Annotated in this window: 7 protein-coding genes; 4 read left to right on the top strand and 3 right to left on the bottom strand. The window is 62.8% G+C overall.

Going from position 1 to position 13,081, the window contains the following annotated elements:
• Positions 1-43: 43 nt before the first annotated feature.
• Positions 44-901, top strand: a complete 858-nt coding sequence (locus tag PWG15_RS15695) for a LysR substrate-binding domain-containing protein (protein WP_275021382.1) — start codon at positions 44-46, stop codon at positions 899-901.
• Positions 902-997: 96 nt separating this feature from the next.
• On the opposite strand, the gene PWG15_RS15690 is transcribed toward PWG15_RS15695, so the two are convergent.
• Positions 998-2,044 carry a threonine aldolase family protein gene (locus PWG15_RS15690; RefSeq protein WP_275021381.1) on the bottom strand — a complete coding sequence of 349 codons (1,047 nt, stop codon included), beginning with the start codon at positions 2,042-2,044 and terminating at the stop codon, positions 998-1,000.
• Between the two features lie 555 nt (positions 2,045-2,599).
• Between PWG15_RS15690 and gltB the strand changes: the two genes are divergently transcribed.
• Both gltB and PWG15_RS15680 read left to right on the top strand, forming a co-directional pair.
• Complete coding sequence (gene gltB / locus PWG15_RS15685; RefSeq protein ID WP_275021379.1) at positions 2,600-7,324, top strand: glutamate synthase large subunit; 4,725 nt, start codon at positions 2,600-2,602, stop codon at positions 7,322-7,324.
• Between the two features lie 108 nt (positions 7,325-7,432).
• Positions 7,433-8,890 carry a glutamate synthase subunit beta gene (locus PWG15_RS15680; protein ID WP_275021377.1) on the top strand — a complete coding sequence of 486 codons (1,458 nt, stop codon included), beginning with the start codon at positions 7,433-7,435 and terminating at the stop codon, positions 8,888-8,890.
• Between the two features lie 191 nt (positions 8,891-9,081).
• Here PWG15_RS15680 and PWG15_RS15675 read toward each other — a convergent pair whose 3' ends face one another.
• Together PWG15_RS15675 and PWG15_RS15670 are read right to left on the bottom strand one after the other, a co-directional pair.
• Positions 9,082-10,335 (bottom strand): SGNH/GDSL hydrolase family protein, encoded by a 1,254-nt coding sequence (locus tag PWG15_RS15675; protein ID WP_275021375.1) that lies wholly within the window; start codon positions 10,333-10,335, stop codon positions 9,082-9,084.
• 134 nt (positions 10,336-10,469) lie between these two features.
• A complete protein-coding gene (locus PWG15_RS15670; protein WP_275021373.1) occupies positions 10,470-11,690 on the bottom strand; it encodes a lytic murein transglycosylase in 1,221 nt (406 codons plus the stop codon).
• Between the two features lie 396 nt (positions 11,691-12,086).
• Between PWG15_RS15670 and galU the strand changes: the two genes are divergently transcribed.
• Positions 12,087-12,974: a UTP--glucose-1-phosphate uridylyltransferase GalU gene (gene galU, locus PWG15_RS15665; protein ID WP_275021371.1), complete on the top strand. Its 888-nt coding sequence runs from the start codon at positions 12,087-12,089 to the stop codon at positions 12,972-12,974.
• Positions 12,975-13,081: the final 107 nt, after the last annotated feature.

The raw sequence follows: 13,081 nt of genomic DNA, 5'->3' as shown, positions 1-13,081 counted from the left end.
GCAGGATGCAAGGAATAACAGTTATCACGAAATGAGATGAGCCATGCTGGATCTCGTGCAGTTGCGCAGCTTCGTCGCCCTCGAGCAAATGGGCAGCTTCACGCTCGCGGCGGAGAAACTGTCGCTCGGGCAATCGACGGTGAGCCAGCATATTCAAAGGCTTGAGGCCTCGCTCGGACGGACGCTCGTTGCCCGTGATACGCACCGCGTATCGCTGACCGCGGACGGTCAGGCGTTGCTTGCCCATGCCCGCTCGATGCTGGCGATCGACGGCGAGGTGCGGGCGCTTTTTGCCGAAAGCAGCCTGCGCGGTCGCCTGCGCCTCGGCGTTTCCGAGGACTTCGTCATGAGCCGGTTGCCAGCGGTTCTCGAAGATTTCGTCCGCGCCCATCCGTCGGTCGATCTTGAACTGACCGTCGCCTTGAGCGGCGTGCTCTACCAGATGCAGGACAATGGCGAGATCGATCTCGTGCTTGCCAAGCGAAGGCTCGGCGACCTCAGGGGCGAACTCGTCTATCGCGAGCCGCTCGTCTGGCTGGCGCGTGACCCCGAGAGGATCCGGCGGGACAAGGTGCTGCCACTGATCGCCTTTCCGCCGCCGAGCATCACGCGCAGCGTCGCGCTCGAAGTGCTCGACCGGCATCGCTTGCCGTGGCGCATCGTCTGCACCTGCGGCAGTCTCAGCGGCCTGACGGCGGCTGCCCGCGCCGGCATGGGCGTGCTGGTGCAGCCGCGCAGCATGGTGCCGTCGGGGCTGAAGGAGATACCCGCCGGCGCCCTGCCGCCGCTTGAAGACGTGGAATTCGTGCTGGTGCCGAGCAAGGGCGTCGACCGGAAACTGAGTGCAGCACTTTCGGTCGAGATTCTCTCCAATGTGAGGACACTGCAGGGGCAGGCTTGATGTGGATGTACCATCCCGCTCAGGCAGCGGGATGGTTCGGTTTCTCAAGGCGTGTCGCTTACAGAACTAAGCGTTCACCATTTTCCTGGAATTGCTTCAGCAGCCGGCAACGAACCGGTCGACGTCATCGGCCTTCGTCGCGAAGCTGGTCACCAGCCGGTAGAGACCTTCGTCCGGCGTAAGGCTTCCATCGAGGTCGTGGGGTACCGGCCAGTCATAGAAGACAGCTCCCTGCTGTCTCAGCTTCGCTGCCACGTCCTTCCTCAGGATCGGGAAGACCTCGTTGGCATCCGCCTGCCAGGCGAGCCGGCTCGTCTTCGAGGCGGAGATTCCCTCGGCAAGGCGGGTGGCCATTGCATTGGAATGGCGTGCGAGGTTCAGCCAGAGATCGCCGGCAAAATAGGCGTCGAACTGCGCCGAGACGAAGCGCGACTTGGAGAAGAGCTGGGCCGAACGCTTGCGCAGGAAATGCATCTCATGCGCTTTCGAGAGGTCGAAGAGCACCAACGCCTCGGCGCACCAGCAGCCGTTCTTGGTGCCGCCGAAGGAGACGAGATCGACGCCACGCTTCCAGGTCATTTCGGCGGGCGTTGCGCCGAGGCCGACGAGCGCGTTGGCGAAGCGGGCGCCATCCATGTGCAGCGGCAGCTTGTGCGCCTTGGCAACGGCCGCGATCGCCTCGATCTCCGCGAGCGAATAGACCGTGCCGCTTTCCGTTGCCTGGGTCAGCGAGACCGCCGCCGGTTGGCCCCCATGGACGTTGTCCGATGGATAGCGCCGGATCTCGGCTTCCAGCCGTGCGGCCTCCATCTTGCCGCGGGGACCGTCGACGGGCTTCAGCCTGGCGCCGTGCGAGAAGAATTCCGGTGCGCCGCATTCGTCGGCGATGACATGCGCTTCGCGATGGCAGAAGGTGAGGCCACCCGCCCGGTAGGCACTCGCAAGTGCCAGAGAATTGGCAGCCGTTCCCGTGCCGACGAAGAAGACGGCGACATCTCGTTCGAATATCTCGGCGAACTTTTTTTCCACCTTCCGATCAAGGTCGCTGGTCCCATAGGCAGACGCATAGCCGCCGGCATGCGCCATCAGGCTTTCGGCAATCGCGGGATGGGCGCCGGCCCAGTTATCAGACGAAAAAATCATCACTTCTCACTCTGTTTCACCGTCGTTTTGACGGATTCAACCGACCTTAGCCGAGTTCTCTACGGGATCAATCACGGTTGGCAGCTCAAAGGCCAACAGGAGACCAGTTTGAAACCAAAAGGAAGAAAACGCCGGCAAGCCGTAATTAAATTATAAAAGCCGGAAATTTCCGGCAATGTTCGGCAAAATCTTCTCTATTATTTGCTGATATGCCTCTTGCAGAGGGGGGTAGTTTCTGGCATAGAGCACATGAAATAGGACAGGTTTGCTGTCCTATTTCGGTCTAGGGACCGGAACAATCGCCGCGAGTGCCTAAAAAAATGGCAGACGGCGTGCGCAGCAGGGGGATTTGCCGGATTTCATCCGGTTGTTATCGCCTGCCGTCAGGATGGTCGCAGACATCAGTGCCTGATGATGCCGTGCTTATTTGCGACCTGATCAGGATCATGAGACGATGAATGCCCCGGCTTTTTGGCGTGCCTTCGCACGCAACGAAGAGCCATGCGCGGGCGGTGCCATGCCCGGCGGTCGCCGGGTTTAACAGGAGGGAAAACGATGACGGATCATTCGCCATCACAGCAATCTGGGCTCAACCTCGCACACGGCGTTGCGACGGCTGAAAAAACGCCCGCATTCCCGACTGGCCTGCCGCGAAAACAGGGTCTCTACGATCCGCGCAACGAGCATGACGCCTGCGGCGTCGGCTTCGTCGCGCATATGAAGGGTCAGAAGTCGCACCAGATCGTGTGCGACGGCCTCTTCATGCTCGAAAACCTGACGCACCGCGGTGCCGTCGGTGCCGATCCGCTGATGGGCGACGGCGCGGGCATTCTCGTGCAGATTCCCGACCGCTTCTTCCGCGAGGAAATGGCGAAGCAGGGCATCACCCTGCCGAAGGCCGGCGAATATGCCGTCGGCCACATCTTCATGCCGCAGGACGATGCGCTCGTCGAACACTTCAAGCAGGTGATCAAGGACGTCGTCGCCGAAGAGGGCCAGGTGCTCATCGGCTACCGCGACGTACCGGTCGACAATTCGTCGCTGTCGAAGGCGCCCGAGATCGCAGCGACCGAGCCGCGCCACGTCCAGATCTTCATCGGCGCCGGCCGCGATGCTGCCACGAACCCCGAGTTCGAGCGTCGCCTCTTTACGCTCCGCAAGGTGATCTCCAACCGCATCTATGATGAATACAAGGGCGAAGAGAGCAACTTCTATCCCGTGTCGCTGTCGTCCTCGACGATCGTCTACAAGGGCATGTTCCTCGCATACCAGGTTGGCGCCTATTACAAGGACCTGGCCGATCCTCGGTTCGAAAGTGCGGTGGCGCTCGTTCACCAGCGCTTCTCGACCAACACTTTCCCGTCGTGGAAGCTCGCGCATCCCTACCGCATGGTCGCCCACAACGGCGAAATCAACACGCTGCGCGGCAACGTCAACTGGATGGCGGCGCGCCAGGCGTCGGTCTCCTCGCCGCTCTTCGGCGACGACATCTCCAAGCTCTGGCCGATCTCCTATGAGGGCCAGTCGGACACCGCCTGCTTCGACAACGCTCTCGAGTTCCTGGTTCAGGGCGGTTATTCGCTGTCGCATGCCGTCATGATGCTGATCCCGGAAGCCTGGGCCGGAAACCAGCTGATGTCGCCCGAACGCAAGGCGTTCTACGAATACCACGCAGCCTTGATGGAGCCGTGGGACGGACCGGCGGCCGTTGCCTTTACCGATGGTCGCCAGATCGGCGCCACGCTCGACCGCAACGGTCTGCGTCCGGCCCGCTACATTGTCACCTCTGACGATCGCGTCATTCTCGCGTCCGAAGCCGGCGTTCTGCCGGTCGACGAGGACAAGATCGTCAAGAAGTGGCGCCTGCAGCCGGGCAAGATGCTGCTCATCGACATGGAGCAGGGCCGCATCATCTCCGACGAGGAGGTGAAGTCGTCGCTTGCCCAGAAGCACCCCTACAGCAAGTGGCTCGAGGACACCCAGCTCATCCTGGAAGAACTGAAGCCGGTCGAGCCGCGCGCGCTTCGCCGCGACGTCTCGCTGATCGACCGTCAGCAGGCCTTCGGCTACACGCTGGAAGACACCAAGATCCTGATGTCGCCGATGGCGACGACCGGCCAGGAAGCGATCGGCTCGATGGGCACCGACACGCCGATCTCGGCGATGTCGGACAAGCGCAAGCTGCTCTACACCTACTTCAAGCAGAACTTCGCGCAGGTCACCAACCCGCCGATCGACCCGATCCGTGAAGAGCTGGTGATGAGCCTCGTCTCCTTCATCGGCCCGCGCCCGAACATCCTCGACCACGAGGGCATGGCGCATGCCAAGCGGCTCGAAGTGCGACAGCCGATCCTGACCAATGGTGATCTCGAAAAGATCCGCTCGATCGGTCACACAGAGGATCGCTTCGACACCAAGACGCTCGACTTCACCTATGACATTTCGCGCGGTGCCGAAGGCATGCCGGAAATGCTCGACCGTCTCTGCGAGCGCGCGGAAGCGGCGGTGAAGGGCGGCTACAACATCATCGTGCTGTCGGACCGTCAGGTCGGGCCGGACCGCGTGGCGATCCCGGCGCTGCTTGCGACCGCGGCTGTGCACCATCACCTGATCCGCAAGGGCCTGCGCACCTCGGTCGGCATCGTGCTCGAATCCGGCGAACCGCGCGAAGTGCATCACTTCTGCCTGCTTGCCGGCTACGGCGCCGAGGCGATCAACCCCTATCTCGCCTTCGATACGCTGACCGACATGCACAAGCGCGGCGACTTCCCGAAGGAAGTCGACGGCAGCGAAGTGGTCTACCGCTACATCAAGGCGGTCGGTAAGGGCATCCTCAAGGTCATGTCCAAGATGGGCATCTCGACCTACCAGTCCTATTGCGGCGCGCAGATCTTCGACGCCGTCGGCCTGTCGTCGAAGCTTGTCGACCAGTTCTTCTTCGGAACGGCAACGACGATCGAAGGCATCGGTCTGGACGAGATCGCTGCCGAGACCGTCGCCCGCCACAAGGCGGCCTTCGGTGCCGATCCGGTGCTCGCCAACACGCTCGACATCGGTGGTGAATATGCCTACCGCATGCGCGGCGAAAGCCATGCCTGGACGCCGGACGCGATCGCTTCGCTGCAGCATGCGGTGCGCGGCAATGCTCAGGACCGCTACCGCGAGTTTGCCGAGATGGTGAACACCTCGGCGCTCAGGATGAACACGATCCGTGGCCTGTTCACGGTCAAGAGTGCAGAGGCTGCCGGCCGCAAGCCGATCTCCGTCGATGAGGTGGAATCGGCCGCCGATATCGTCAAGCGCTTCTCGACCGGGGCCATGTCCTTCGGCTCGATCAGCCGCGAGGCGCACACGACGCTGGCCATCGCCATGAACCGGATCGGCGGCAAGTCGAACACCGGCGAGGGCGGCGAGGAAAGCGATCGCTACCTGCCGCTGCCGGACGGCTCTGTTAACCCCGAGCGTTCGGCGATCAAGCAGATCGCGTCCGGCCGTTTCGGCGTGACCACCGAATACCTGGTCAACGCCGATATGCTGCAGATCAAGGTCGCCCAGGGCGCCAAGCCCGGCGAAGGCGGCCAGCTGCCCGGCCACAAGGTCGATGCGACGGTTGCCAAGACCCGCCATTCGACACCGGGCGTCGGCCTGATCTCGCCGCCGCCGCACCACGACATCTATTCGATCGAAGACCTGGCGCAGCTGATCTACGATCTGAAGAACGTCAATCCGGAAGCGGACGTCTCGGTGAAGCTCGTCTCGGAAGTCGGCGTCGGCACGGTTGCCGCTGGCGTTGCCAAGGCGCGCGCCGACCACATCACCGTCGCCGGCTTCGACGGCGGTACCGGCGCCTCGCCGCTGACCTCGCTCAAGCATGCCGGCAGCCCGTGGGAAATCGGCCTTGCCGAAACCCAGCAGACGCTGGTCTTGAACGGCCTGCGTTCGCGCGTCGCCCTTCAGGTCGATGGTGGCCTGAAGACCGGACGCGACGTCATCATCGGTGCGCTGCTCGGTGCCGACGAGTTCGGCTTCGCCACCGCACCGCTGATCGCCGCCGGCTGCATCATGATGCGCAAGTGCCACCTCAACACCTGTCCCGTCGGTGTGGCCACCCAGGATCCGGTGCTGCGCAAGCGCTTCAAGGGCACGGCCGAGCACGTCATCAACTACTTCTTCTTCGTCGCTGAAGAAGTGCGCGAGATCCTAGCGTCGCTTGGCGTCAAGAAGCTCGACGAGATCATCGGCGCGTCCGAGCTGCTCGAAAAGGACGGTGCGCTTGCCCACTGGAAGGCGAACGGCCTCGACTTCTCGAAGATTTTCCACAAGGTGGAAGCAAAGAAGGAAGAGACCTACTGGACCACGCGCCAGAAGCATCCGATCGACGACATTCTCGACCGCAAGCTGATCGAGGAGGCCAAGGTCGCGCTCGAAACCAAGGCGCCGGTGAAGATCGAAGCTGCGATCAAGAACGTCGACCGGTCGGCCGGTGCGATGCTCGCCGGTGCGCTTGCCAAGCGCTGGGGCCACAAGGGCCTGAAGGACGACACCATCCACGTGACCCTCAAGGGCACGGCGGGCCAGTCCTTCGGCGCGTTCCTGGCGCGCGGCATCACCTTCGACCTCGTGGGCGACGGCAACGACTATGTCGGCAAGGGTCTGTCGGGCGGTCGCATCATCGTCCGGCCGCCGGAAAACGCGACGATCGTTCCGCAGGAATCGATCATCGTCGGCAACACCGTGCTTTATGGCGCGATCTCGGGCGAGTGCTACTTCAACGGCGTCGCCGGCGAACGTTTCGCCGTGCGCAACTCCGGCGCGGTCGCGGTCGTCGAGGGCGTGGGTGATCACGGCTGCGAATACATGACCGGCGGCGTCGTCGTCGTGCTTGGCGGCACGGGGCGCAACTTTGCGGCCGGCATGTCCGGCGGTGTCGCCTATGTGCTCGACGAGGAAGGCGATTTCGCTCGCCGCTGCAACATGGCCATGGTCGAGCTGCAGCCGGTTCCGGAAGAGGACGACATGCTTGAGAAGCTGCATCATCACGGCGGCGACATCATGCATAAAGGCATGGTTGACGTGTCCGGCGACATGACGCGCCACGACGAGGAGCGGCTCTACCAGCTGATATCCAACCACCTTCACCACACGGGTTCGCCCCGGGCGAAGGAGATCCTCGATCACTGGACGGATTACCGGCCGAAATTCCGCAAGGTCATGCCGGTCGAGTACCGCCGTGCGCTCGAGGATATGGAACGCATGAAAATGGCAGAGGCGGCCGAATAGGAGGCCCCGGTGACCAAGGCTCCCGGTTCATCACAGACTGGTTCGGGGGCCTCTCACGCGCGCTTGTCAAAAGCGCCTGTTCAGACGCAAAGCTTTCAGGATAGTACGATGGGTAAGGTAACTGGATTTCTCGAGATCGACCGGCAAGTGGCAAAGTACCAGCCGGCGTCTGACCGCATCCGCCATTTCCGTGAATTCACCATTCCGATGTCAGAACCGGAAGTGCAGAAGCAGGCTGCTCGCTGCATGGACTGTGGCATTCCCTATTGCCATGGGCCGACCGGCTGCCCGGTGCACAACCAGATCCCGGACTGGAACGACCTCGTCTACAACGGCAACTGGGATGAGGCGATCCGCAACCTGCATTCGACCAACAACTTCCCGGAATTCACCGGTCGCGTCTGCCCGGCTCCCTGCGAGGAAGCCTGCACGCTGAACCTTGAAGACACGCCGGTCGCGATCAAGACGGTCGAGCAGGCGATTGCCGACAAGGCCTATGAGATGGGCTACATCGTGCCGCAGCCGGCCGTTACCAAAACCGGCAAGAAGGTCGCGATCATCGGCTCGGGACCTGCCGGCATGGCAGCGGCCCAGCAGCTTGCCCGCGCCGGCCACGAGGTTCACGTCTACGAGCGCGAGACCAAGCCCGGTGGCCTTTTGCGCTACGGCATCCCGGACTTCAAGATGGAGAAGAACTTCATCGACCGTCGCGTCGACCAGATGCGGGGCGAGGGCGTCACCTTCCATTGCGGCATCAATGTCGGCGTCGACGTGCCGATGCAGCGCCTGCTCGACGACCACGATGCCGTGCTCTACTGCGGCGGCTCGGAAACGCCGCGCGACGCGGGCATCCCGGGCGTCCAGTTCGCCGGCGTGCATGACGCCATGCCCTATCTCGTCCAGCAGAACCGCCGCGTCGGCCGCGAGAACATCGACAGCGTCGGCTGGCCGTCGCAGCCGATCCTTGCCGGCGGCAAGCACATCGTCGTTGTCGGCGGTGGCGACACTGCGTCGGACTGCGTCGGCACTGCCTTCCGCCAGGGCGCGGTCAAGGTGACCCAGCTCGACATCCGTCCGCAGCCGCCGGAAAAGGAAGACAAGCTCGCCGTCTGGCCGTTCTGGGCGACGAAGATGCGCACCTCCTCCAGCCAGGCCGAGGGCGCCATCCGCGAGTTCCAGGTGGCGACACTCGAGTTCATTGGCGACGAGGACGGCAACCTGACCGGCGTGAAGTGCTGCCAGGTGGATGACCGTCGCAAGCCGGTCGCCGGCACCGAGTTCATCATCAAGGCGGATCTTGCCTTCATCGCTATCGGCTTCAGCGGTCCCTTCACCAACAGCGTGCTGAAGGATCTCGGCGGCAAGCTGACGCTCAACACCGACCGCCGCGGCTCGACCAATGTCGTTGCCAACGAGCGCGACTACAAGACCTCGGTCGAAAAGCTCTGGACCGCCGGCGACGTGCGTCGCGGCCAGTCGCTCGTCGTCTGGGCGATCCGCGAGGGCCGCCAGGCGGCGCGGGCGATCGACGAGGCGCTGATGGGCTCGACGACCCTGCCGCGATAAGCGTTCACTCCCAAGCATGAAAAAAGCCCCGCAGCGATGCGGGGCTTTTTTTGGACCGTGCCGAAGGCTCGGCAGTCCTGGGCTGAGGCTGGTTCCAAAGCGCGTCGCGATCTTTCAGATTCGCTCCTTGGGCTCTGGATATTTCGGATGTCGTTTTCGCAAAACGGCGGCACCGTTCTACGCGACATGCCTTAGTTGCGGATCACCGGATTGCTGATCACCGTACTTGGCTTCGACAGGCGGAAGTCGTCGACGCGGCCCGCGGGTGCGGCGGCGATATCGCCCTTCTCGACCAGCAGGTCGCGCGGGCTCTTGCCGTTGCCCTTGTCCGGTGCGGCGTTGCCAAGCAACGACCCGGCGCCATCCAGCGCCGGATCGGTCAGGCCGATCGGCTGGGTCTTGACGATATCCTCGTTGCCAAGCGGTGCCGTTACCACCAGGTCCTTGAGTTCTCCCGCTCCCGGCACGTTCTTGTCGGTCGCGGCGGCATCGCCGAGCAGCCGGCGAATGTCCTTCTCGACATAGAAAGCGAGCTTGCGCTTGCCGGCCTTGGTGAGGTTGACGCCATCGGCGCCGCGCAGGCGAACCTGCTGACCGTTGATGTCGGAGCCGGTCAGGACGAATTTTCCGCCCTCGTCGACGAAGCCATCCCAGATGTCGACGAACTGGCCGCCGACCTTCTCGATTTCCTCTCGATAGATGCCGTTGAAGGTCACCATGTCGGCGGTCATCGCAGCCGACTGGAACGGCGGCATGCCGACCCAGAGAACCGGCAGCTTCTCCTTGCGGGCAAGGGCCGCCAGCGCATTGACGCGCTTGCGATACTCTTCCGTCCAGAGATCGCTGCGGAACTTCTCCTTGACGTCGCCCATCTGCATCTGCTGCCGATCATTGGCGCCGAGGCTGATGATGATCACCGATGGCTTTACTTCACCGACGTAGCCGGGAAGGGTGCCCGGCCAGTTGAAGTAATCCTCGCGCACCAGGCCGGACGAGCCGTTCGCCCGTGTCTCGACGGCGATGCCGGGTGTCATCTCGAAGGCGGTCTTCAGGCCGTCGCCGAGGCTGCCGGCCATGAAGTCGCCGACGACCAGAACCTTCTTGGCGTCCGGTGCCTTCTCCACCACCACCGGCGCGGCGGCCGGTGTATCGGTGGCCTTCGGCTTCTGCTTCTGTTGCCCCAGGCCCTTCTGGCGCTGCTGTTGCTGCTGGCGCTGGCGTTTGGGGCGCGGCTGCTCGGGAAAATAGTCACGGTCCTCATAGACCGGTCGTTCGCGCGACAGGCCGCCGAAAAGCATCTGGAACAGGGTGCGCCGCTGGACCCGTTCCTGCGCTTCGGCAAAGCTCGCGAAAAGGCCGACGACGACCATCGCCATCGCGGCAATGCAGATTGTCGCAATCCCGAAGGGCGTTCGGTGCGGTTGCGCGCGGCGCGTGCTTGTCATCTGCTTCTATGCCCGTTCATAGCGAGTTCGGGCGGCCTTAAGCCGCTGTGACGTCTCAGCGCGCCGCACGGGGTGCGGCGCGCTTCTCGTCATTTATCTCACGGATGTGGCGGTCGTAAAACCGCTTGATCCCGCTAGTTGCGCAATGCCCGCAGCAGCATCTGCGTCGGCTGTCCATCCGGCGGCAGGCCGTTCTTCGACTGGAACGCCTGGATCGCGGCCTTCGAACCGGAACCGAAATTGCCGTCGACTTCGCCACTGTAGTAGCCGAGCTCCTTCAGGCGGTTCTGGAGTTCGAACTTCTCGCTGATGTCGAGCGAGCCGTCCGGACGCGGCCAGCGCTGCTGCATACCCTGGTAGCCGGCGATCTGGTCGGCAAGAAGGCCGACGCCAAGAGCGTAGCTGTCGGAGGCGTTGTAGCGCTTGATGACGAAGAAGTTCTTGGTCATCAGGAAGCCGGGACCCTCGCCACCGCTCGGCAGCTTGAGTTCTGCGCGAATGCTGCCATTGCGGAAGCCCTTGCCGTTTGGCCGGCCGAAGCCGAGCGACGCCCATTCGGCAAGCGTCTTTGTCTGGCCGGAATATTTCGCGGCATTTGCCGGCGGCGCGACTTCGTAGCCCCAGGTTTCGCCCGGCTGCCAGCCGTTCTTCTTCAAGAGGTTGGCGGCGGTCGCCAGCGCATCCGGCACCGAGTTCCAGATGTCGCGGTGGCCATTGCCATCGGCGTCAACCGCATAGAGCAGGTAGCTCGTCGGGATGAATTGCGTGTGGCCCATGGCGCCCGCCCAGGAGCCAGTCAGCTCGCGCGGCGTGATGTCGCCGCTCTGGAGGATCTTCAGCGCTGCGATCAGCTGCTTCTTGGCGTAGTTCGAGCGCTTCGGGTCGGCATAGGCAAGGGTGGCGAGTGCGCGCGGCACGTAGTGAAGGCGATCATCCTTCTCGAGCACGGCGCCGTAGTTGGATTCCATCGACCAGATCGCGAGCAGGATGGTCTTGTCGACGCCGAAGTGCTTTTCCAGCGCGTTCAGGGTGCGGGCGTGCTTCGTCGCCATCTCCTGGCCGACGCGCTTGGTGTAGGGGTTCACGCGGGAATCGATGTATTCCCAGATCTTGTGCTTGAACTCCGGCTGGTAGTTCGCCTTCTCGATGACCGTCTGGTCGGGCGACTTCACGCCGGCGAAGGCTTGGCGATAGGTCGCCTTGGTGATGCCGGCCTTGGCGGCCGTCGTGTAGAATTCGTTGATCCAGTTCTGGAATCCGGCATCGGCGCGCGCGGGGGCGGTGCCGAGCGTTGCGGCGGTTAGGACGAGAGCGGCTGCGATATGACGGAAAAACGTCCTGCGGTTTCTGATCATCAGCTGTCGGTTCCGTTTCTCTGCGGGGCTTCGGCCGTCATGGCCCGAATCACTCCGCAAGGTGGCAGTCTGGGGCCAGCCTCGACGGTGGGGGCAGTCGTCGGCGGCTCCTGTTTCGGATCCGGCCGCGATTGTTGCATTGCCGGATTGCAACGAATCTACAGAAACGTGGTCAACAAACCCTTTACCATGAAATTGTGGTGGCGTCTTCCGCTGTAGAAAATGTCAAGCCATGGTCGTGGAGTTCGCATATGCATTTGTTCCGTCGGTTCAGGCTGTGTTCAGCTGACGGCATAGAGATTGCGGCTCCATTACGGAGCGCTGTATGGTTGGACGGATTGACGTCCGAGGCCATTCAGCAAGAGTTATGAGTGAAGTCCTATCAAGGAGGTATCGATGACCGACAAGCGTAAAGTCCGCAAAGCCGTGTTCCCGGTCGCAGGACTGGGAACCCGTTTCCTGCCGGCCACCAAGGCCGTGCCGAAGGAAATGCTGACGGTGGTGGACAAGCCGGTCATTCAATATGTGGTCGATGAGGCGCTGGAAGCCGGCATCGAGCACCTGATCTTCGTCACCGGCCGCAGCAAGGCGGTCATCGAGGATTATTTCGACATCCAGGTCGAACTCGACCAGACCCTGCGTGAGCGCAACAAGAAGGCCGAAATCGCGCTGCTCGACGGTATCCTGCCGAAGGCCGGCACGACCAGCTTCACCCGCCAGCAGGCGCCACTCGGCCTCGGCCACGCGGTCTGGTGCGCCCGCGACCTCGTCGGCAACGAGCCCTTTGCGCTGCTTTTGCCGGACATGATCATGAAGGGCGAAAAGGGTTGCCTCAAGGGCATGGTCGAGCTCTATGAGCAGAGCGGCGGCAATGTCATCGCCGTCGAGGAATGCGCACCGGACCAGGCCCACAAGTACGGTATCGTCGGCGTCGGCGACAAGGTGGGCGACGGTTTCAAGATCACCAAGATGGTCGAGAAGCCGGCACCGGGCACAGCCCCGTCCAACTTCTTCATCAACGGCCGCTACATCCTGCAACCGGAGATCTTCCCGATCCTCGAAAAGCAGGAACGCGGCGCCGGCAACGAGATCCAGCTGACCGACGGCATGCTCAAGCTCTCCGACAGCCAGCAGTTCGCCGCCTATCACTTCCGTGGCGATACCTATGACTGTGGCGCCAAGGACGGCTTCATCCTGGCAAACGTTGCCTTTGCGCTGGAACGCGGCGACATCCGCCCGACCGTCGAAGGTCCGCTGAAGTCGCTGCTCAGCGGCCTGAAGTAGTCGCTCAGGTCCCGAACATGCGAAAGGCCGCGTCCCTTGGGCGCGGCCTTTTTCGTTGAAGATGGCAGGCTTCTTTGAAACGACGTAATTCCGGACGGAAAACCGCT

This window comes from Ensifer adhaerens (assembly GCF_028993555.1).
GTDB lineage: Bacteria > Pseudomonadota > Alphaproteobacteria > Rhizobiales > Rhizobiaceae > Ensifer > Ensifer adhaerens_I.
The sequence above is the reverse complement of the archived record's forward strand: the minus strand, read 5'-3'. Positions and strand labels throughout refer to the sequence as shown.

Bases quoted from the DNA above. Each gene is read 5' to 3' on its own strand.
- gltB (WP_275021379.1), top strand. From the start codon at position 2,600: ATGACGGATCATTCGCCATCACAGCAATCTGGGCTCAACCTCGCACAC.
- galU (WP_275021371.1), top strand. From the start codon at position 12,087: ATGACCGACAAGCGTAAAGTCCGCAAAGCCGTGTTCCCGGTCGCAGGA.
- PWG15_RS15670 (WP_275021373.1), bottom strand. From the start codon at position 11,690: ATGATCAGAAACCGCAGGACGTTTTTCCGTCATATCGCAGCCGCTCTC.
- PWG15_RS15690 (WP_275021381.1), bottom strand. From the start codon at position 2,044: ATGATTTTTTCGTCTGATAACTGGGCCGGCGCCCATCCCGCGATTGCC.
- PWG15_RS15675 (WP_275021375.1), bottom strand. From the start codon at position 10,335: ATGACAAGCACGCGCCGCGCGCAACCGCACCGAACGCCCTTCGGGATT.
- PWG15_RS15680 (WP_275021377.1), top strand. From the start codon at position 7,433: ATGGGTAAGGTAACTGGATTTCTCGAGATCGACCGGCAAGTGGCAAAG.
- PWG15_RS15695 (WP_275021382.1), top strand. From the start codon at position 44: ATGCTGGATCTCGTGCAGTTGCGCAGCTTCGTCGCCCTCGAGCAAATG.